This window comes from Paenibacillus lignilyticus (genome assembly GCF_017942085.1).
Taxonomy (GTDB): domain Bacteria; phylum Bacillota; class Bacilli; order Paenibacillales; family Paenibacillaceae; genus Paenibacillus_Z; species Paenibacillus_Z lignilyticus.
On the sequence record NZ_JAGKSP010000001.1, the window covers coordinates 980,977 to 1,001,394 of the forward strand.

Sequence of the window (20,418 nt, forward strand, 5' to 3'; positions counted from 1 at the left end):
GGAATCACCTTCTTTTCGGAGAAATGGCTAATTCATGTTGTGCTCTGTTGCTTCTGAATCGGTTCTGATTGATTTTCTGGTAGCGATACCAGAAACGGTTAAAAAATTTACTTTCCAGTGAATCGGAAAGTAAGCGCAACCATTGGTTTAATTATAACAACAAATTTCAATTATGGCTATACGTTTTTATACTCTTCATTAATACTTAACAGTAGTCTCGGAACCCTCGTTGTAATGGCATCTACGCCGAGTCCGATCAGTCGTTTCATCTCTTGAGGATCATTCACGGTATACACCCATACGAGCAGTCCTTCTGCATGAGCACGATCCACTACTTCTTGGCGGCACGTGGAGCTCTCCATGTTCAATCCTGCATAACCGCCTAATCGCGCTGTCCGGCATACGGAATCCGCAAACTCGACATAGCGCTCGCCTTTCCCTTCAAACCACGAATGAGGGGTGTTGTACATCACTTTTATATCGGGGTACTTCGCAGCCATCGCATCAGATGCCCCCGTAATAAAGACGCGTTTCTGTGCAGCGAACCGGTAGATCAGTTTAGCTGTCGGATCAATGGCATCGGTTGATTTGAGATCCAAATTGAGCAGCATGGAGCGAGTACCCGATATCCGCAAAATTTGCTCCAGCGTTGCGATCTCATGCTCCGCATAGTCAGGCGAGATTGATTCCCTTACCTCGGGAGCATTCAATTCCACATAGGTATACTTGTGCAGAGCGGGGGAATGATCGTGCAGCAGTACGCACGTATCGCCAAGTGTCACATGTACGTCTACTTCTGCGATATGGGCGCCGCTCTCCATCGCCTCGAAGAACGAAGCTAACGTATTATCCGGGTGTACGCCGCAGCCCGTATGGGCTGCGGTTAATGGTTTACGCATCTTGATCGGCTCCTTCTCCTGATTGAACTCGGACTCTCTTATTTCCGTTTGATTTCCGGCTCCATGCGAAGCAAATTCTCGAAGCTTAATGCCAGGCTGTCCATCGGACTGCCCGGACAATAATCCTGCTCCACGGCATACCATTCTACGCCGCTGGCTTCTCCCCACCGGATAATCGGTATAAAGTCGATAATGCCGCTGCCAACCTCGGCAAAATATCTTCGCTCGTCCGCAGTCATATCTTTCAAATGGAGAATCGGCATGCGCCCGGCGTATTGTTGGATGTACGCGAGCGGATCCACATTCGCTTTCTTGACCCAGTACGTATCGATTTCCGCATAGACCGGGTTCTCCGCATCCAGCTCCAGCACATAATCCAGCGCGTATTGCCCGTTCATGGACGTATGGAATTCAAAGTCATGGTTATGGTAGCCGGCTCTAAAGCCGAGCGAAGTTACTTGACCCGCAACTTGACGCAGCGCTTCGCGCACACTTCGATAGCCTTCCGGGTTCATGAGTTCATCCGGCAGCGAGTGGCAGATGAAATCTCTCGTTTTGAACAATCTCGCTTCTTCCAATACGGCCGGCAAATCATGCTTCATACGCTCCAGGCCGACATGCATCCCGGCGGTTTGCAGACCTAGCTCATCCATTACCGATGCGATTTCGCGCGGATCATTTCCATGCAAGCCATCGATTTGCACCGCCTGCCAGCCCATCTTCTTCAGCTCGCGCAGCGTGCCGGGGAAGTCTTTCTTCAATTCATTCCTTAACGTGTACAGCTGAGCAGCCAGCTTCTCTCTCATACCGCAAGCTCCTCTCGCTTTAGATCCAGCCATTCCTGCTCGGATTCAGTAAGCTCAATTTCCATCGCTTTCACGGAATCCATCAGCTCCGCATCGCTGCGCGGACCAATGATAGCCCCGGTTGGAAACGGTCGATTGAGCACGAACGACAAGGCGATGTGCAGAGCGGTGACGCCTTTGCTTTCCGCCAGCTTCTTCGCTCGCTCATAACGCTTCCAGTTGTCCTCGTTATAATAGACGCGTACCATGTCCGAATTGGTTCGATCCTCAGGCGAAAATAAACCTGTAAAGAACCCACCTGCCTGTGCAGACCATGCCAGCAGCGGCAATTGACGACGTTCATGCCACTGGCTGGCTTGTTCATCCGCCGACACGCAGCCTTCCCATCTCGGCTCATTGGCCACAGCCAGAGCAAGATTCGTACTGCTGAACATAAAACCGGATAGTCCATGCGCTTGCGCGTAGTCGTTCGCTTCCTGAATGCGCTGATGCGTCCAGTTGGAAGCGCCGATCGCCCGAACGCGTCCTTCGCTCAGATGCAGGTTCAACTCCTCCATAATCGGCCCGACCGGCGTTCCCGGTTCGTCTCGATGGAGGGCATACAAATCGATATAATTCGTTTCCAATCGATCCAGGCTTTCGAACAAATCCTTGCGTATGGCTTCCGCATTCACGCGAGGCCCGGGGCTGCCGTCATTGTGATGAGCCCCTTTGGTCATAATGACCATTTGATTTCGGTTTCCCTTCTCCGTCATCCATTGCCCGATGATGGTCTCGGCACGACGATATTGATGTGCTGTATCTATTGTTGTTCCACCTGCGGCCACGTACGTGTCCAACATGTCCGTTCCATTTAGCTTGCTTAAGTCGCCGGTTCCCATAATGAGCCGGGACAGACGAACGCCATTGATTTCCATGAACTTCATTGATCAGGCCCTCCTTGTGCTGTTACTTCTGGTACCGATACCAGAAAACAAAGACGTTTGCCCCTCGAATGGGGCTACGACTGAATATGTTCGCTAAACTAAGCACCCGACCGACAGCCGCATCACTTAGATGGAAATCGGCTTCCCTGTCGACTGCCGGACAACAAGCTCCGGCTTCAGCATGACACGCTTGGATTCTCCCGGTTTCGCTGCATCATTCTTGCTCAGAACCAGGTCTACCACAAGCTGTCCCATCTGCTCCGTTGGCTGCGATACCGTCGTCAACGGGGGATCCGTAACCGTCGCCAATATCGTATTGTCAAAGCCGACAATCGACAGTTCTTCCGGAACGCGAACCCCCATCTCCTTGGCCGCTTGCAGCGCGCCGATCGCAAGCAGGTCGTTGCAGCAGAACACGGCAGTAGGGCGATCCGCATAACGAAGCAGCTCTGATGCGCTGCGCCTGCCATCGTTAACCAAGTCGCGGCCGTTCATTTTCACCATATATTCCGGCAACTGCAAACCCGCTTCGACGACTTCGTCTTGGAAGCCGCGAATCCGCTCCCGCGAGCTGATGACTTTCCGATGCTCGGCAAGAACAGCCATTCGGGTATGCCCCAGACCGAGCAGATGACGTGCCGCCATGCGGCCGCCTTCATAATCGTCAACGACGACTGTAGCCAGATCATGACCCGGCATCTCCCTCGCGATCACTGCCAATGGGATGGACTTCTTAAGTAGCAGGTCCAAGAGCTCCCCGCTATCCATCCCCGTGCCGATAATGATGCCGTCCACACTCTTCTGGCCAAGCAAAGTCAAATACCGTTCGACCCGTTCGTCTTTATTATCCGTGCTGCAGATCACCAAGCTGTAGCCGTGCACATCTCCCTGGTCTTCCACAGCCCGGGCGATTTCGGCGAAGAAGGGGTTGGAGATATCCGGAATGAGCAGCCCCAGCGTATACGTTTTCTTGCCGGTCAATGCGGAGGCGATGAGGCTCGGCTTATAATTCAGCTGCTCCATGACGCTGATGATGGAGGCTCGGCGCTCTTCGCTGATTTTCCCTTTCCCGTTGATGACTTGGGAGACGGCCGCAATGGAAACCCCGGCTTCTCGTGCTACGTCGTAAATCGTTGCTTTCACTCTTGTAACTCCTCCTGCTTCTAAACCGCTTACCGTTTAACGGCGATTCGGGTTAACCATAATCCATTCATGATCCGGATCGTTGTGGAACTTCCAGGTGCGAATCGGACCGGCCATCACATTCAAATAATAACAATCATAGCCCGGCGGCGCGGAAACCGGATGATAGCCTTTCGGTACAAGCACCGCTTGACCGTCGTTGACGACCAGCGTCTCATCCAAGGAGCGATCGTCCGTGTACACGCGCTGAATCGCGAACCCTCTCTCCTGCTGAATCCGGAAATAATAGGTTTCCTCAAGCAGCGACTCCGCCGGCAGCGCATCTTGGTCATGCTTATGCGGCGGATAGCTGGACCAATGTCCGTTAGGCGTGAACACCTCCACAACAAGCAGGCTGTCAGCCGTCTGCTGCTCAGGAAGAATGTTGTGAATTTGACGCTCCAAATTCCCATAGCCGCGTGTTTCCACGCCGACCTGCTCCGGCTTTATTAGCCGCGCTTCATAATTGCCATTGCCCGGAGCGGAGCAAATGGCCACTTCCAAATCCGTTACGGCGCGAATCTCATATTTATCGTCATTCGGTATATAAACCGAATAGGGCGCTGTTCGTTCGAAAATATTCATTCTGCTGCCGATCGCGAGCCATTCTTGCGACCGAGTTGCCACATCCGCTTTCCCGCTTAGCAGGACAAGGCATACTTCCCGATCTCCGGTATCGCGGCGGAAGGCTTGACCTGCTTCCAGCCTGATCACTTGAAATCCAACATACTTCCAGCCTGCCGATTCCGGCGTAATGTTCATTATACTACCTTCGCGATCCGGTTGATCAGCCGGTGCAATAATTAAATTCGACATCGTCGCCTATCCCCCTCCTAGATAAAGACCGCATGCTGCTCCGCGAGCTCCATCGCTTCTGTGACTTTTACGGGACGCTGCAGCATAAACGATAACTTTGCTGCCAGCGCTGCCAGCTCGGCCTGCAGCCCATCGATGCCGTTGACCGGAACAGGCTGATCTTCCCGGATACAGGCTATAAAGATCCGCGTCTCTGCTCGATACGCCTCTTGGTACCGCTCCAGGAAGAAGTGCAGCGGCTTATCGCGGAACACGCCTTCAGCCGTACTGATCTCCGCTGAATTCGGATAATCATTCGTTACGGCTACCGCACCTTTCGAGCCGAATACCTCCACCCGCTGATCGTATCCATAAACGGCTTGACGGCTGTTATCAATGACGCCCATCGCCCCGCACGCGAATTTCAGCGTTACGATCGCCGTATCGATGTCGCCATATTCGGCGAATACCGGATCGATTAACACGCCGCCATGTGCGTACACTTCATCGATTTCGCTGCCGCTCACGTAACGCGCCATATCGAAATCATGGATCATCATATCCATGAAAATTCCGCCCGATACGCGAATGTAGTCTTTATGCGGCGGGTTCGGATCACGCGAGGTGATTTTGACGATATGCGGTGTTCCTATCGTGCCGCCCTGCACATGCTCGCTGATCCGCTTGAAGTTATGATCGAAACGCCGGTTAAAGCCGATTTGCAGCTTAACGCCTGCTTGCTTCGCGGTCTCAACGGCTTCCCGAGTCTGCCTGATATCCATGCTGACCGGTTTCTCGCAGAAGATATGTTTGCCCGCCTGTGCAGCTTGTTTGATGAGAGGCACATGCGTATCCGTCGAGGAGCAGATGAATACGGCATCGATATCCGGATGGGCAATGACGGCTCCGCTGTCCTTCGTCACAAGCGGGATGTTCCGCTGCGAGGCCCATTCCTCCAGCTCAGGTCCGGCGAATAAATCGCTCACTGCGACGACTTCCACTTGCGGCATCTGCAGCAGGTTATCGGCATGAATTTTGCCGATTCGGCCGGCTCCGATAATGCCGATTTTGATTTTTTCCATTGCGCTATGCCCCCTCTCTTACCAGCGGGTAGTGATCATTTTCTTGCGCGTATAGAACTCTACGCCGTCGCTGCCGTTTGCGTGCAAGTCGCCGTAGAACGACTTCTTCCACCCGGAGAACGGGAAGAATGCCATCGGTGCCGGTACGCCGAGATTCACGCCGAGCATACCGGCATCGATCGTTTCACGGAACTGACGGACGTTGGCGCCGCTCTTCGTAAACAAACATGCGCCGTTGGCGAAGTCCGAACGATTGGCCGCCTCGATGGCTTCGTCCAGCGTTTGCACGCGTACGATGGACAGCACCGGCGCGAAGATCTCGTCTTCCCAAATTTTCATGCCGCACTGCACGTCATCGAACAGCGTCGGTCCAACAAAATAACCTTCACCTGCCGTTGCCGCATCCTTGCGTCCGTCCCGCACTAAGAGCGCGCCTTCTTTCTCGCCCAGCTCGATGTACTTCAACGTGCGTTCTTTATGCGGTCCGCGAATAACGGGGCCGAGGAAAATCCCCTCTTCCATGCCGTTTCCGATCGTAATGCGATCCGCTGCTTCTACCAGCTTGTTCACGAGAGTATCGGCAACATCGCCTACGGCTACTACGACGGAGCAAGCCATGCAGCGCTCGCCGGCGGAACCGAAGGCCGCATTGACAATCTCCTTGACGGTCAGCTCCAGATCCGCATCCGGCATAACGATGGAATGGTTCTTCGCTCCGGCAAGCGCTTGAACCCGCTTCCCGTTCGCGGATGCCGTTTTGTAGACATATTCAGCTACCGGCTGGGAGCCGACAAACGACACGGCTGTGACATCCGGATGCTCCAGAATTCCATTCACGACATCATGCGCGCCATGCACAATATTGAGGACGCCATCCGGCAAGCCCGCTTCCTTGAACAGCTCTGCCAGACGGTTCGCCAGAAGCGGCGTACGCTCCGACGGTTTCATGACAAACGTGTTGCCGCAAGCAATGGCGAGCGGGAACATCCAGCAAGGCACCATCATCGGGAAGTTAAAAGGCGTAATGCCGGCAACCACCCCAACCGGATAGCGGTACATACCGGATTCGAGGTTCGATGCTATATCGGGCAATTGCTTGCCCATCATGAGCGTCGGTGCACCTGCGGCGAATTCGACGCATTCGATTCCGCGCTGCACCTCGCCGTAAGCTTCACTGTAGCTTTTGCCGTTCTCGAGCGTAACTAGGCGGGCGAGCGCTTCCCAGTTGTCGACTAACAGCTGCTGATATTTGAATAAAATACGCGCCCGGCGAGGTACCGGGGTCCGGCTCCATGCCCCGAAAGCTTCCTTAGCCGTTCGAACGGCCAGGTCTACGTCTACTTTCGTCGAGAGCGGAACCAACGCCAACACTTCCTCCGTTGCCGGGTTATACACGTTCTCGTGCGCGGCAGAGGCAGATGGGACCCAATTGCCTCCGATCCAGTTGTTCAACACTTTGCTCATACTCGAATTCCCCTTTCGTAATCAACAGTGCGGCTGCGGCGACTATGAGGCCGTTATTTTGCCGTTATTGCAGTCTTCGATATAGCGGAGCACCTGGCTCTCCGTTGGCATGGCGTCGGAGCAGCTGTGGCTCGATATCACAATGCAGGCTGCCGCGCTGCCGAATTCCATGCACTGCTCCAGCGTCCAGCCCTGCATGATGCCATGCAGGAAACCAGCAGCATAGGAGTCGCCCGCGCCGAAGGTTTTGATGACCTTCGCCGGGAAGCTCTTCGCTCGATGACTCTTATTGTCGGCCGTATAGGCGATGGAGCCCTCTTTGCCATGCTTGATAATGACGATCTTCGCGTTATAGTCGAACCACTTGGAGGCAGTCACGCTGTCGCTGTGCTCCGGATTTTGCTCGAACACCTCCATCATGTCGAACTCCTCGCGCGTCCCCAGAATGATATCGCAGTACTCGGCGGCCAAATTATAGTAAACCGCCGTCTCCTGCTTGGAGGTCCATGTATAAGGGCGGTAATCCAGATCGAAGGCGATTACGGTTCCGTGTTTCTTCGCGTACTGCAGCGCTTGGAACACCGCTTCTCGCGAAGGACTCTGCGCAAGCGCCGTACCCGAGATTAACAGCAGCTTCGATTGGGCGATCAGATCCTCACTGACTTCCCCTGCCTCAAGCAGCAGATCAGCCACGTTGTCGCGATACATGAGAATGCTGCAATCCGAAGGGCTCTTAATCTCCGTAAAAGCCAGCCCCGTCACCGCACCGGATCGATCGGTCACGACGTTCTCCGTTTCAATGCCGGTTCGCTGCAAATAATCGAGAATGAAGCGCCCCATTTGATCATTTGCGATTTTTCCGATAAACGCCGTGTGACGTCCTAGTCTTGCCATACCGATTGCAATGTTCGCAGGCGAACCGCCGACATATTTGGTAAACGTCATGGTCTGCTCCATCGGACGATTAATCTCATTCGCGTTCAAATCGATGCAGAGCCGCCCAATCGCCGTGAAATCATGCGCTCTGTCTGCCTTGAAGGAAACATAGGTCATGGCGTTGATTACCTTCTTTCTTCCGAAATCAAAGAATCGATATATAGCAGCGCATTCCGTGCATATTCATAGGCCGGATGCAGCGCGGGATCTTGTTCCCCTTCCAGCAGTGCCCATCCCTTATAATTACGTTTGACCAGTTCAGATAGAATGGGTCCAAAATCGATGCAGCCATCACCGGGCACGGTGAACACGCCCTTGCGAATGCAAGTGATAAAGTCCGCCTGTTCGGCTCTTGCTTCCTCCAATATCTGAGGCCTGATATCCTTCAGGTGAACATATGCGATCCGATCGTAATGCTTCTGCAGCACAGTCAGCGGATCTGCTCCCCCGTAATAGGCATGACCGGTGTCGAAGAGCAGGTAGACAAGCTCCGGATCGGTCAGCTCCATGAGGCGATCGATCTCTTCCGGCCGCTCTACAACCGTTCCTCCATGATGGTGGTAGGTCAATTTCAGCCCATATTCCTTGGCGATTGCGCCGGCAGCATTCAAGCCTTCAGCCAGCGACTTCCACTGTTCCTCGCTTAAACGCTGCACCTCTTGCTCGCTTGGAGAACGCCGCGGATCAAAGTGCAAAGAACCTCCAGCCTCGCAGGTGCTAATAACGGTGCTTCCCATTTCCTTCAGAAACTCCGCATGCGAGCGATAGGCGTCCAGTTCTGCTTCGCGGTACGCCGGATCGGAGAAGAGCACCGACTTCCACTGCGACGTCAAGCTGATTCCTCTGCGCGACAGCTCGCTCTTCAGCACTTGCGGATCGCTCGGGAATTTCCGTCCCATCTCAGTCCCGGTCAAACCAAGCGCTACGATGTCATCCATGATTCGTTCGAACGAAGTATCGTCACCGTGCTCTTTCACATCCTCTCCAACCCAATTAATCGGATGAATCCCTAATCGGAATGGCAACTGTTTCATAGGCGGATAGCCCCTCTCTTATAGGAGTTGGATGGATCTAATTCTGGCATTCATCTCTTTGCCTGCTTTAATAACGTTATCGCTCTCGGAAACCTCGGGAACAGCGACGTTCCACCAGGACTCGTAGCCGCCCGTGTTGGTGCCCGGCACAACAGGTATCTCGATAAGCGTAGTCACCGTTTCTTGCTTCGCGAGCCGCAGCGCTTCCTTCAAATCTTGCTCGCTGTTCGCCTTGTAGGCTTTCGCACCGAGACTGCGCGCATGTGCCGCGAAGTCGATTGGCATGAACGAACCCGTCAGCTTGCCGGTCTCCTCCGAGCGGAAACGGAACTCATTCCCGAAGCCGTCACTGCCCTGGCTCTTCTGCAAATTGTGGATACACTGGAATCCGTGGTTGTCGAACAGCAGCACCGTGATTTTGCGTCCTTCCTGCAGGCTGGTCACCAGCTCGGAATGCAGCATCAAGTAGCCGCCGTCTCCCACAATCGCATAGACCTCGCGACGCGGTTCTGCCAGCGCGACCCCGAATGCGCCGGCGATCTCATACCCCATGCAGGAGAAGCCATATTCCATGTGATAGGTTTTGGGCTCTGTCGGACGCCAAAGCCGGTGAAGGTCGCCGGGCAGACTTCCTGCCGCGCATACAATAACCGAGTCGGATGAGATTGTCTCCTGGATTATGCCCAGCGCTCGGGTCTGTGCTATGCCAAGCTCATGCTCCATGGCAAAAAGGCGATCCACCTCGTCATCCCACACTTGCTTAATCGCTCCAATGTCCTGCAGATCATGCCCGCTCTGATAGCGTACATCCTCGAGTGCAGCTTGCAGCGCGATCAAGCCTTCTTTGGCATCCGCCGTAATGGCCACCCCGTTCAGCTTCGAGGAATCGAATCCGCTGACATTCACATTGATGAATTGCACGTCCGGATTGCCGAAGGCGGATTTAGACGCCGTCGTGAAATCGGAATACCGCGTGCCAATGCCGATGATGAGATCGGCCTCTTGTGCGATCTTGTTTGCCGCTAAAGCACCGGTGACCCCGATCGCACCTACGTTAAGCGGATGGTTCCAAGCGATAGCGCTTTTCCCAGCTTGTGTTTCGGCAACCGGGATGCGGAAAGCTTCGGCGAATGCCGCAAGCTCACTCGAAGCGGAGGCGTACAATACTCCGCCGCCGGCGATAAGCAGAGGCTTCTTCTTCTCTGCCATGAGCTTCACCGCGCGTTTGATCGCATCCGGCACCGGAGGACGGCGATCCAAATAATGCACCTTACGGTCAAAGAAATGAACCGGATAATCGTAGGCTTCCGCCTGCACATCCTGCGGGAGAGCAAGCGTTACTGCACCGGTCTCTGCCGGATCCGTTAATACGCGCATCGCCTGCACGGCAGCCGTCATCAATTGCTCCGGCCGTACGATTCGATCCCAGTACTTGCTGACCGATTTGAAAGGTTCATTGGCGGAGACGGTGTAATCGCTTACAACTTCAAGTTGCTGCAGCACGGGATCCGGCTGTCTGCTGGCGAAATTATCGCCCGGCAGCAGCAGCACCGGGATGCGGTTAACAGTTGCCGTTGCCGCCGCCGTAATCATATTCAAAGCACCCGGTCCGATTGAGGACGTACAGGCATAAATCTGCTTGCGATTGCTTTGCTTCGCGAATGCGGCTGCGGCATGAACCATGCCCTGTTCATTCTTTCCTTGTATGTAGACAAGCTCACCTGCGCTATGCTCCAAAGCTTCACCGATCCCGGTCACATTGCCATGACCGAAGATGCCCATTACGCCCTTAACAAACTTCGTTTCCTCGCCGTCTACCGAGATATATTGCTGATCCAGAAATCGCAGAAGCGCTTGCGCCATCGTAAGCCGAACCGTGTTCATTATGCTTTACTCCTCCTTAGTTAAATAAGGTTAAGCGCTATACCTTGTGGCATAAAAATAACGCTCTTCTTACTATTCCACAGTAGATTAAGCGCTTAACTTATTTTACGAAAAATGATTGATAATCTCAATAACTATTTTTGGAGAATCCTGCCATTGCGGGCCGGTTACAATCCTTCGATCACTTTAACCGTGAGGCTCCGCTTCATGAAATCAAAAACAAATTCTATGACCGTATTATCTCGTTCAATGTCCATTGTCGCTTTCGTCGACGACCCGCTCCGCGGATATTCGTCAATCGAATACGTCTGAGATAACGTTCCGTATGGTGCAACGGCATAGGTGTAGGAACCCTTGAACGGCATAACAAAGCTCCGTCGATAGATGCCATTGCCGCTGTAATACATCCGCGTTATTTCGCTGTTGGAGTCATTATTGAATGCGCCGACATGATGCTGGAAGCTTCCGTATAAGATGACACGGGCCGGAAGTTTGATTCCTGTCTCGGGATCGTAGCTGTCATCTGCCCCGAAGGAGGTGTTCGGCAGCGGATTGCCTGCTCTCTGCCTAAGATCCTGTTCGGATTGCCACAGCGATCTGATCTTATCTTCTTGTCCGAATCCAAGTGGACAGCCTTCGCTTGCTCGATTCGCCTGGTAGCAGTTTGAACGCGCTTCTCCCTCGCCGCCGGTTGGCAGTGGACGGTGATAGCTGCCCAACGTTCTTCGAATCGGCATCTGCAGATAAGCGTTGGCATTGTTTACGGCCGTCCATTTGAAGGCGTATTCAAGAAATTGATTGCGGCTTTCTTCATCCTGCGATGCAAACCAGGCAATCTGGTCGTACCCCCACCATTCCTTCCATGCTCGGCGTTCAAATGGGATGTTATCCTGCTCATCGAAGAATTTGCCGCCCCAATTATCGAGCTCCATCAGCATCGGTAAAGAATCGCAGCTCCAGCCGCTCGGCGTGACGCCGCCTTCGCTAAAACCCTCTTGTACCAGCGCGAGCTTGTCGCCCGTTCTATCGAGGAGCGGCATCCGCGAATAGGGCATGGAATGAATATCGAAGAGCAGCCGGCCGTCAATATTCACGCCGTGCGTATGCGCGTCAAGCAGCACAATGCCTCGTCTTGCATGTTCTCTCGCATAGTCCCGTATCTTTTGGAATAAAGAAACCGTCTTCTTGAGCCCGATGTCTTCTGCGGTATAGAGGTGAATCTGCCCCATATGAATGGCTTCATAGCCGGCATTGATATAGTTTACCGCCCGATAATAGAACCAGAACTGCGTCTCCGGCTTATTCATATTGGGAATGCCGCCGTTATCGTCCCAGACAAAGCCTTTCGGCTTGCCGTCAAACAGCATATCGGCGAAACGGAAATTGCGGTTCTCAGCCGGTAATTGGAAGGCTGTGAACACCCATTCCGGAATCTTAATCTTCTCTACGCCTTCGAAAACCGCTTCGAAAATGCAAGTTTGCAGCATAATGTCCGGGTCGACTTCATGTACCCGTTCCGCCAGCGTCGCGGACTTGCGGAAATGCTCGCCGTCATCCGCTTCCAGCAGCCAAACGCCGGATGCGCGTCCCAGAAACTTAGCCCCGATGTTCTTGATCATCCTCAAGTCATCGTCTACCGTAGTACTGTTGACCAAGTCTGCCGCCGTAACCGCCCTGGACAGATAACCTTCCAGAACATCCCGGCTGATACTTCCGTTAAACATAGAATGGTCCATTTCTACCTCCGCGGTCGTAGTAAGTCATCATCGTATCATGTTGTCTGTTTCGTTTCTGGTATCGATACCAGAAACGTATATTTCTAATTTACCATCATTTTCGAATATTGGAACAACTATTTTTAGAATTTACACTTTTTTATTGTTTGGGCACAAGAATAGAGTGATACCGGCTGCCTTGCTCAACCAGCATCACTCTATATATCAATCCCTATTTATTCCGAAACCAGCGTTTGATCAAACATCGCCTTGCTCGCTTCCGGTACTTGAATGATATCTTGCACCTTATACATGTCCGAATCAGGGTCTTTCACGATATCCAGCAATAGAATCTCATCCTCCATCCTTAGATAGCTATAGGTTCGGAGCTCGGCTCCGGTCGCTGAGATGGCCTTTAATTGACCCCAATCACCCATGGAAAGGCTTCCCTTCAAAGCATCCGTAAAGTACAAATTCAATTGCTGCAAATTCTGATGATCGATCGCTTGCTTCACGAGCATAGCCACATTTTCCGGAGAATCGGGCTGAACAAGCTTGGGGGATGAACATCCCATCATGCACATCAATCCTATTAGCACCGTAAGCTTCTTTGCCGTCATGCTGCTTCTCCTAACCAATCATATAAACGATCATAAAGCAATGAATTCGCTTGATATTTCTTATTATCCCGAACGACGTAACCGTGTTCATTAATATCGATTTGGACATTACGCTTATCCTTCGTCACGATGGTGAGCACCAGCGCTTTTCCATCATTTCGTATATTGGTTGAACCTAACCTGCGATAGTAGGATACGCTTTCCAAAATATCCATCAGCTCTTGCTGATCCTTGGTCTGCAACTCGATCCAGTTATGCTTGACAACGCCATCGTTCAAATCGTCATAATAGATGGTTTGGATATCGCCTGACAGTTTGATGATGGATTCCTCCGCGGATTTAGGTGAGTTGAAATACCAACACAGTCCTCCGATGAGTACAAGAATGGGAAATACGAGATAACGCGGCCGCAATATAATATTCAGCCCCTCTCTTGGTCGAATGTGTTCTTCCATGCTGCTTGCAATCGTTCAAAGATTTCTTCCTGTTCCTTGCCTTTCATTTCATGGATGCGTACGGCTAATGTAGGCAGCATCCATGCCTCCAGCTCAGCTTTCTTAACACCGCTTAAATCTATGTAAACATCCAGATATACATCGTGAAAAAGCTTCCGGCCATCCTGCAGCCAGCTAGGCGCATCCGGTGGTAAAGCATGCGAATCCAACATCATCGAGGTTCGGCTCACATCCGCAGCTTGATTGCCGATTAGAACATTCATCCAGTCGATAATGACAGGCCCATCCGCTGCCATAAGAATGTTACCCGGGTGAAAATCGTAGTGACACAGTGCTTGTCCGTCCGGCAATTGCTGAATGACTGCCATAATCAGTTCCTTCTGGCGATCGTTAATCCCCGGGGCAGCCAGCGTATGTTTGATCATCTCTTGCTTCAGATTCGGGGTAAAATCAACCTTCAGTTCATGAAGCTGAAATTGAAGCTCCGCCATCAATTTCGCATAATGAGTAATGCTCTCACGATTGGGTTCGATCCTGCTCAGCATGGAAGGAGCATTGATTCGCTCATATACGATGCCGGTGCGGCCTTCATGCTCAATAAGTCCTCCGAAACGCGGTGTCCGTATAGCCAACCGAGAAATAATCTCTGCATTCTTAGCTTCATTCGGTGCTTCATGGGCATGGTGAAAGATCTTAATCACCTCATGCTCGCCCCATTCATACACATCCGCTGTATGGCCTCTCCCAATCAGTTTGCCAGCTTTCATATTGCGGCACCTCACTAAGGCATTGTAATTGGTATTGTATCCCATTTCATAGGGCAATGTTGTTAAAATTCTCCCAAAGAAATAGCCGCATCGGCATAAGAGTGTCTCTCTTTGCGTAATGCGGCTCATTTTGCTAGTATTCAGCTAAATTTCGCTCGATTTCACTTCGTATGATCTAAGCTCACAATTGCCGGTGTGAAAGCCGTAGTACGCTTGCAGATGCGCCGCTCCACATTCCATTCGGTTTGACCGTGCCTCACCGCGAATATTTTCATAGACAGCCTCATTTTCGATAGGATGATGAACTAGTTCTGCTGATAGACGTACTTGCTCGCAGACACAGTGACAGTAGCTGTAGTCGAACCCTCCGCGGGAACGGTTATTGTTCCTTTGGCTGAATAGGTGTTGCCGGTAAATTCAAAATACTGGCCGAAGCTGTACGTTCCGGGCGGCAGGTAAAGCTCGAACTTCCCATTGTTCAGAACGACGTCGCAGATATAACTGTTGCGGTCATTAAAGATGTTCACCTGGCCTGACCGATTGACGGTTGCGTTCTCGAATAGAGCGGTGCCGGTCACATTAGGCTTCTGCAGCTGCAGCGTCTCGTTCTCAAACCGGCCGTTCTGCACACGAATCGGCTTGTTCAGTACATTTGTCGTGCGATAAGTACGAACGCTCACAATGTTATAGAGCCCATCAGGTATTTCCACATAGGCTGTGAGTCCTTCCCAGTTCACCCAGCGATCCAGGTCATATCTGCCTTCTGCAGACTGAATAAAGATTGTGCCGCTCTCAACCGGAACGCCCTGTGCATCCTTGATATGAAGCTCCGGAATAACCGGCTGTTTATCCTGAACCGTTAACCATTTGGTCGTGCCGCGAGAGACAGCCATGCTGTATGGGGTATCTTGAAACCGATTTTTCTTGTAAGGATCGGCGCCTGCCTTGAGCAGCAGCTGAACAATCGGGTAGCTGGACCACTGAACAGCTGTATACAGGGAGCTGTCGAGTCCCGGATCAGCGCCATGTGCGAGAAGCGTCTGAACGATTTCCGCTTTCGGATATTGATTGACATACATGCTCCCATTGCTGGAGCGGCCAATTACGCCTGAAGCGGATTCCAGATAGGTCCAGCCATCTCGGTTCGTTTTATTCACGTCATAACCTTGCGACAATAGCAGGTCCAACAGTTCGGCATTTTGATTCAATATCGCCTCCGAAACCAAATCCCTCGACGACAGCTTGACATCCGCGCCATACTCCAGCAACGCTCGCGTCCCCTCCGTACTGCTCTTCATCACCGTATATTCGATCGGAACAATATTCCCGAACATGTTAATCAGCTTCAGGTTCGGGTCGACGCCTCGATCCAGCATCCGCCTGATCGTCGCTGCATCGCCGCTCATTGCGGCTTCGAACAGCGTGCGCTGGTAGATTTTCAAATCGGCCTCGCTATACCCGATGACTACCTGCTGCTGCTTTGCATCGTAGGTTACGTTTTTCCCGCTCACAATCGAAACCAGTCTTGCCGAAACGTAAACACGTCCGTTTATGATAACCGGCGCTTGGCTTAGGCGGATGTTCTGGTTGGCTGTTTGGAGCATCGTGTCGTTCACGCGCGCGCTCCATTTGGTCAATCCCCGCGTCATTTCAATGCTTCCCTGCTGTACCACCGCTTTGACGCCCAGACCGTCAAAGATCCATTTCATCGGCAGCAATAAATTGCCTTTGTACATTTGCGGCGCGGCTGTTGTTGGAGTAAGCGGCTTCCCGTCAATGACCACCATAATAGGCGGCGCTGCATTCTTCTTGGCTGCCGGAGCTGCCGCTGCGCTGGCCGGCGATTGTATTACGGCTGCCAGAAGGAATAGCGCGGCCAACACCATCGCGACCACCGATACTCTTCCGGCTTGATTCTGACTTCTCATTTATCCATTCATCCCCTTAAACATAATCACAACCCGTATCCCATAATTCGACAGTAACCGTCCAATCCCTTCCATAAAACATCCAATCAATCCCAATTATTAGCACCGATTCTGGGCGCCCGCATACCATGTGAACATACTTATTTTTTTCTGCACGACAGGCTGCCCCCAGGCATGAATTGCAGAAAGTCTATGGAGGGGTTTACTTGAAAAGAAGTATGATGAGACTTTCGTTCATCGTCATCAGCTTAGCGCTTCTGCTGGCGGGCTGCGGCGGGAAAAAGTCGGAACCGACCAAGGTTCGAATCGGCGAAGTAACGCGTTCTATTTTCTATGCACCGCAGTATGTCGCGATTACGAACGGTTTTTTCAAAGAAGAAGGTCTGGACGTAGAATTGACCACTACGCCGGGCGGAGATAAAACGATGACCGCGCTGCTTAGCAACAACATTGATGTGGCATTGGTTGGATCGGAAACCTCCATTTATGTCTCGCTTCAAGGCTCCGAAGATCCGGTCATTAACTTCGCTCAATTAACGCAAACCGACGGTACCTTCCTTATATCCCGCGCCAAAGTCGACAATTTCGATTGGAATATGCTGAAGGGATCCAAATTCCTTGGACAGCGCAAAGGCGGCATGCCGCAAATGGCCGGCGAGTTTACGCTCAAGAAACACGGCATCGATCCACAGCAAGACCTCGAGCTCATTCAAAATGTCGAGTTTGCCAACATCGTTCCTGCCTTCACTTCGGGCACGGGCGATTACGTACAGCTCTTCGAGCCATCGGCAACTATGATCGAGCAGCAAGGCAAAGGGTATGTCGTAGCGTCATTCGGCACGGAGAGCGGCCATCTGCCTTATACCGTGTTCATGACCAAACAAAGCTATATCGATGACAATCCGGGTACGGTACAGAAGTTTACGAATGCGGTCCACAAAGGGCAAAAATGGGTGCAAGAGCATAGTGTAAATGAAATCGCCGATGCGGTTGCGCCATTCTTCCCGGACACGGACATCGAGCTGATCCGCGGCGTTGTGAAACGGTACAAAGATCAAGGCTCTTTTGCAACAGATCCGGTCATTGACGAAACCGAGTGGGCGAACTTGCAGGATGTAATGAAATCAGCCGGCGAGCTGGATGGCCCGGCAGATTACGCGAAGCTGGTCAACAATACGTTCGCGGAACAAGCGATAGAGAATGTGAAGTAACGAGCACTTGATGGACTTGAATTGGGCCGCCTGCGTGCGGCCTCTTCAAGCGTATGGAAGGGGTGAACGCTGTGATTCCTGTCGTGGAAGTAAAGGATGTTACGCATGTGTACGTCAATGAGAAAGGGGCAACGCTTGCCCTGGATCAGATTGCGTTATCGGTCAGGAGCGGTGAATTCGTATCCCTCGTCGGTCCAAGCGGCTGCGGCAAAACGACGCTGTTATCCATCATCGCAGGCTTAATTCCGCCAACCGAAGGAGAAGTTTCGATACTCGGCCAACCCGTTACCGGCCCGACGTCGAAGATCGGCTATATGCTGCAGCAGGATTTTCTGTTTCCGTGGCGGTCCATTCGCGAGAATGTGACGATCGGTCTGGAAATCATGGGCAAGCTCACACGCGAGAAGAAAGAGTTCGCGCTTCATCTGTTGGAAGAGCTGGGACTTGGCCAGTCTGCGGCCAAATATCCCGGTGAGCTGTCAGGCGGCATGCGGCAGCGGGCAGCGCTTGCGCGTACACTGGCCACCGAACCGGATATTTTGTTCCTGGATGAGCCGTTCTCGTCGCTTGATTTTCAAACCAAGCTGCAGCTCGAGAACTTAATCTCCCACACACTTAAAGCCCGCCGCAAAACCTCGCTGCTCGTTACCCATGATATCGCCGAGGCCATCGCGATGAGCGACAGAGTGATTGTGCTTGCGCCTAATCCGGGCCGGATCAAGAGCGAAATAACCATCCCCGCGTATCTGGCGGATATGACGCCGATTGCCGCGCGAGAGCAAGACGGGTTTCAGGAGTGGTTTCGAATCGTCCGGAAGGAGTTCGAATCGACGGAGAGAAGGAGATGAAGACACCTATGGGGAACGACAAGTTGGGGAACGAACCGTCTGAAATCGGACAAAACAAAGAACCGCGGAGCACTGTCGATCCGCAGCTCATCTATAAGGCGTTCAAACGGGCAAGAAATAAAGAGAAACTGATTGTTCATATCACTCAGGTATTGCTGCTTGCCCTCTTCCTCGGCTCCTGGGAGTATGCGGGGAGAGCGCGGTTGATCGACGTCTTCCTGTTCAGTTATCCAAGCAAGATCTTCAATCTGCTGTATACAAAAGCAATGGATGGCTCGCTGCTGCCTCATATCGGTGTTACGGTAGCGGAAACCGCGGCAGGTTTTGCACTGGGTACGCTATGCGGGTTGCTGATTGCAACGATCATTTGGTGGAGCCCTTTTCTGGCACGCGTGCTTGATCCGTATCTTGTCGTGCTGAACTCCTTGCCTAAGGTAGCGCTCGGACCTCTGTTCATCGTCGCGTTAGGCTCCGGCATACTTTCCATTATCGCGACTATACTCTCTATTACCGTCATCATCACCACGCTCGTCATCTACAACGCCTTTCATGAGGTTGATGCCAATTATGTGAAGGTAGTAAAAGTATTCGGCGCGACAAAAACGCAATCGTACAGCAAAGTGATTTTGCCCGCTTCCTTCCCCGCTATCGTGTCGACGCTTAAGGTGAATGTCGGCTTGGCTTGGGTCGGGGTTATCGTTGGCGAATTCCTGGTAGCGAAGGAAGGGCTGGGCTACTTGATCATTTATGGCTTTCAAGTGTTTAACTTTACGCTCGTCCTAGCGAGCCTATTCATCATTGCGGCCTTCGCAACGTTCATGTACCAGCTTGTAGCGGCAATTGAGTCTAGAATCAGTAAGAGAAGACGGTGAACGGATAGGGCACTTCCGGGCTATCGGTCATTCGCCTGAGCGATGTGTCTGAGCTTGTCGGGGTTGACGACAATATAAAACGTTGAGATTTGGCCATCTATAATCTCAAAGGAATGCACGTTGTTCGGCTGTCCATCCCCATCGTATCCGACAATGCCGGTTTCTCCGTTCACCTCGGATAAGACGTAGGTATAATCCTGCGGCAGCTTGGCAAGCAGCCCGAAGAAATATGCCGCGATGCGCTCGGCGCCCATAATCGGACGAATCGCCGCTTTCACCTTGCCGCCGCCATCCGAGTAGAGAACCGCATCCGCTCGCACAACGCTGAGCAATTGCCCCATATTACCGGACATGATGGCTTGCACGAACTGTTCCACGATCGTCGAAGTTCTCTCGACGACCGGTGGCAGTGACTGCTGCTGCTCGATTGGAGACACTTGCAGGGATGACTTCAACGCATCGTCCTGCTCCGGTATACGACTGATTGCCAGCTTGGCTCTGCGGAAAATTTGGCGGCAATTCGTGCTGCTCTTGCCCACGATCTCCGCAATCTCGTCGTACTCGTACTGCAGCACCTCGCGCAGCAGAAATACGGCACGTTCCACCCAAGACAGCTGCTGCAGCAGGAGCAAGTAGGCGGTAGATATCGACTCCTTCTGCAGATAACGGTCATCGGGTTCTGCGGATGATTGCGATGCTTCTCGGACAAGCGGCTCCGGCAGCCACGACCCTACATAGATCTCCCGCTGCTTGCGAGACGAACGGAGCAGATCGATGCAGCGGTTCGTGACGATTTTGCACAAGTAAGCCTTCATGCTGCTAACATGCTCCGGCTTCTTCGTGCTCATGTACAGAAAAGCCTCCTGCACCACATCCTCCGCATCCATCACGCTGCCCAACATGCGGTAAGCTAATGAAAACAGGAGAGGCCGATAAGAGAGATATTCCTCCTCCGTCGACGACGCTCCTTGGCTAGATTCCGTGTTCATGTCCC

The 20,418-nt window shown here is 52.4% G+C and carries 19 protein-coding genes; 3 read left to right on the top strand and 16 right to left on the bottom strand.

Annotated features, from left to right (window positions below; genetic code table 11):
* Nucleotides 1–176: 176 nt before the first annotated feature.
* From I8J30_RS04210 to I8J30_RS04285, 15 genes are all read right to left on the bottom strand, one after another.
* Entirely contained in the window at nucleotides 177–899 is a 723-nt protein-coding gene (locus tag I8J30_RS04210) for a glycerophosphodiester phosphodiesterase (RefSeq protein ID WP_210655639.1), read from the bottom strand.
* Between the two features lie 38 nt (nucleotides 900–937).
* Nucleotides 938–1,705 carry a sugar phosphate isomerase/epimerase family protein gene (locus tag I8J30_RS04215; RefSeq protein ID WP_210655641.1) on the bottom strand — a complete coding sequence of 256 codons (768 nt, stop codon included), beginning with the start codon at nucleotides 1,703–1,705 and terminating at the stop codon, nucleotides 938–940.
* A complete protein-coding gene (locus I8J30_RS04220) occupies nucleotides 1,702–2,631 on the bottom strand; it encodes an aldo/keto reductase (RefSeq protein ID WP_210655643.1) in 930 nt (309 codons plus the stop codon). The genes I8J30_RS04215 and I8J30_RS04220 overlap by 4 nt, the downstream gene beginning before the upstream one ends.
* Before the next feature lie 126 nt (nucleotides 2,632–2,757).
* Nucleotides 2,758–3,774 (bottom strand): LacI family DNA-binding transcriptional regulator, encoded by a 1,017-nt coding sequence (locus tag I8J30_RS04225; protein ID WP_210655645.1) that lies wholly within the window; start codon nucleotides 3,772–3,774, stop codon nucleotides 2,758–2,760.
* Nucleotides 3,775–3,810: 36 nt separating this feature from the next.
* Entirely contained in the window at nucleotides 3,811–4,629 is an 819-nt protein-coding gene (gene iolB / locus I8J30_RS04230; protein WP_210655647.1) for a 5-deoxy-glucuronate isomerase, read from the bottom strand.
* Nucleotides 4,630–4,646: 17 nt separating this feature from the next.
* Nucleotides 4,647–5,690: an inositol 2-dehydrogenase gene (gene iolG / locus I8J30_RS04235; RefSeq protein WP_210655649.1), complete on the bottom strand. Its 1,044-nt coding sequence runs from the start codon at nucleotides 5,688–5,690 to the stop codon at nucleotides 4,647–4,649.
* Nucleotides 5,691–5,708: 18 nt separating this feature from the next.
* Nucleotides 5,709–7,154 (bottom strand): CoA-acylating methylmalonate-semialdehyde dehydrogenase, encoded by a 1,446-nt coding sequence (locus I8J30_RS04240; protein ID WP_210655651.1) that lies wholly within the window; start codon nucleotides 7,152–7,154, stop codon nucleotides 5,709–5,711.
* A gap of 42 nt (nucleotides 7,155–7,196) precedes the next feature.
* Nucleotides 7,197–8,207, bottom strand: coding sequence for a 5-dehydro-2-deoxygluconokinase (iolC, locus tag I8J30_RS04245; protein ID WP_210655653.1), 1,011 nt, complete (start codon nucleotides 8,205–8,207; stop codon nucleotides 7,197–7,199).
* An 8-nt stretch (nucleotides 8,208–8,215) separates the two neighbouring features.
* A complete protein-coding gene (gene iolE, locus I8J30_RS04250) occupies nucleotides 8,216–9,124 on the bottom strand; it encodes a myo-inosose-2 dehydratase (protein WP_210655655.1) in 909 nt (302 codons plus the stop codon).
* A gap of 18 nt (nucleotides 9,125–9,142) precedes the next feature.
* Nucleotides 9,143–11,008, bottom strand: coding sequence for a 3D-(3,5/4)-trihydroxycyclohexane-1,2-dione acylhydrolase (decyclizing) (gene iolD, locus I8J30_RS04255; protein ID WP_210655657.1), 1,866 nt, complete (start codon nucleotides 11,006–11,008; stop codon nucleotides 9,143–9,145).
* Between the two features lie 167 nt (nucleotides 11,009–11,175).
* The gene (locus I8J30_RS04260) at nucleotides 11,176–12,744 is read right to left on the bottom strand and encodes a hypothetical protein (protein ID WP_210655659.1); all 1,569 of its coding nucleotides are present in this window, start codon (nucleotides 12,742–12,744) and stop codon (nucleotides 11,176–11,178) included.
* Nucleotides 12,745–12,959: 215 nt separating this feature from the next.
* Complete coding sequence (locus I8J30_RS04265) at nucleotides 12,960–13,343, bottom strand: hypothetical protein (RefSeq protein WP_210655661.1); 384 nt, start codon at nucleotides 13,341–13,343, stop codon at nucleotides 12,960–12,962.
* Entirely contained in the window at nucleotides 13,340–13,756 is a 417-nt protein-coding gene (locus I8J30_RS04270; RefSeq protein WP_210655663.1) for a hypothetical protein, read from the bottom strand. Before I8J30_RS04270 ends, I8J30_RS04265 begins: the two co-directional genes overlap by 4 nt.
* Before the next feature lie 8 nt (nucleotides 13,757–13,764).
* The gene (locus I8J30_RS04275; RefSeq protein ID WP_210655665.1) at nucleotides 13,765–14,565 is read right to left on the bottom strand and encodes an aminoglycoside phosphotransferase family protein; all 801 of its coding nucleotides are present in this window, start codon (nucleotides 14,563–14,565) and stop codon (nucleotides 13,765–13,767) included.
* A 305-nt stretch (nucleotides 14,566–14,870) separates the two neighbouring features.
* The gene (locus I8J30_RS04285; protein ID WP_210655669.1) at nucleotides 14,871–16,493 is read right to left on the bottom strand and encodes a stalk domain-containing protein; all 1,623 of its coding nucleotides are present in this window, start codon (nucleotides 16,491–16,493) and stop codon (nucleotides 14,871–14,873) included.
* 218 nt (nucleotides 16,494–16,711) lie between these two features.
* Between I8J30_RS04285 and I8J30_RS04290 the strand changes: the two genes are divergently transcribed.
* From I8J30_RS04290 to I8J30_RS04300, 3 genes are all read left to right on the top strand, one after another.
* Complete coding sequence (locus I8J30_RS04290; protein WP_210656089.1) at nucleotides 16,712–17,704, top strand: ABC transporter substrate-binding protein; 993 nt, start codon at nucleotides 16,712–16,714, stop codon at nucleotides 17,702–17,704.
* A 71-nt stretch (nucleotides 17,705–17,775) separates the two neighbouring features.
* Nucleotides 17,776–18,552 carry an ABC transporter ATP-binding protein gene (locus I8J30_RS04295; RefSeq protein WP_256256086.1) on the top strand — a complete coding sequence of 259 codons (777 nt, stop codon included), beginning with the start codon at nucleotides 17,776–17,778 and terminating at the stop codon, nucleotides 18,550–18,552.
* Between the two features lie 8 nt (nucleotides 18,553–18,560).
* Nucleotides 18,561–19,424: an ABC transporter permease gene (locus tag I8J30_RS04300; RefSeq protein ID WP_210655671.1), complete on the top strand. Its 864-nt coding sequence runs from the start codon at nucleotides 18,561–18,563 to the stop codon at nucleotides 19,422–19,424.
* Nucleotides 19,425–19,444: 20 nt separating this feature from the next.
* Here I8J30_RS04300 and I8J30_RS04305 read toward each other — a convergent pair whose 3' ends face one another.
* Nucleotides 19,445–20,413, bottom strand: a complete 969-nt coding sequence (locus I8J30_RS04305) for an RNA polymerase sigma-70 factor (protein WP_210655673.1) — start codon at nucleotides 20,411–20,413, stop codon at nucleotides 19,445–19,447.
* Nucleotides 20,414–20,418 lie beyond the last annotated feature (5 nt).

Coding starts and splice junctions, on each gene's coding strand:
- I8J30_RS04300 (WP_210655671.1), top strand. CDS start 18,561: ATGGGGAACGACAAGTTGGGGAACGAACCGTCTGAAATCGGACAAAAC.
- iolG (WP_210655649.1), bottom strand. CDS start 5,690: ATGGAAAAAATCAAAATCGGCATTATCGGAGCCGGCCGAATCGGCAAA.
- iolE (WP_210655655.1), bottom strand. CDS start 9,124: ATGAAACAGTTGCCATTCCGATTAGGGATTCATCCGATTAATTGGGTT.
- I8J30_RS04220 (WP_210655643.1), bottom strand. CDS start 2,631: ATGAAGTTCATGGAAATCAATGGCGTTCGTCTGTCCCGGCTCATTATG.
- I8J30_RS04305 (WP_210655673.1), bottom strand. CDS start 20,413: ATGAACACGGAATCTAGCCAAGGAGCGTCGTCGACGGAGGAGGAATAT.
- I8J30_RS04260 (WP_210655659.1), bottom strand. CDS start 12,744: ATGGACCATTCTATGTTTAACGGAAGTATCAGCCGGGATGTTCTGGAA.
- I8J30_RS04215 (WP_210655641.1), bottom strand. CDS start 1,705: ATGAGAGAGAAGCTGGCTGCTCAGCTGTACACGTTAAGGAATGAATTG.
- I8J30_RS04285 (WP_210655669.1), bottom strand. CDS start 16,493: ATGAGAAGTCAGAATCAAGCCGGAAGAGTATCGGTGGTCGCGATGGTG.
- I8J30_RS04290 (WP_210656089.1), top strand. CDS start 16,712: ATGATGAGACTTTCGTTCATCGTCATCAGCTTAGCGCTTCTGCTGGCG.
- I8J30_RS04210 (WP_210655639.1), bottom strand. CDS start 899: ATGCGTAAACCATTAACCGCAGCCCATACGGGCTGCGGCGTACACCCG.
- I8J30_RS04240 (WP_210655651.1), bottom strand. CDS start 7,154: ATGAGCAAAGTGTTGAACAACTGGATCGGAGGCAATTGGGTCCCATCT.
- I8J30_RS04265 (WP_210655661.1), bottom strand. CDS start 13,343: ATGACGGCAAAGAAGCTTACGGTGCTAATAGGATTGATGTGCATGATG.
- iolC (WP_210655653.1), bottom strand. CDS start 8,207: ATGACCTATGTTTCCTTCAAGGCAGACAGAGCGCATGATTTCACGGCG.
- iolB (WP_210655647.1), bottom strand. CDS start 4,629: ATGTCGAATTTAATTATTGCACCGGCTGATCAACCGGATCGCGAAGGT.
- I8J30_RS04275 (WP_210655665.1), bottom strand. CDS start 14,565: ATGAAAGCTGGCAAACTGATTGGGAGAGGCCATACAGCGGATGTGTAT.
- iolD (WP_210655657.1), bottom strand. CDS start 11,008: ATGAACACGGTTCGGCTTACGATGGCGCAAGCGCTTCTGCGATTTCTG.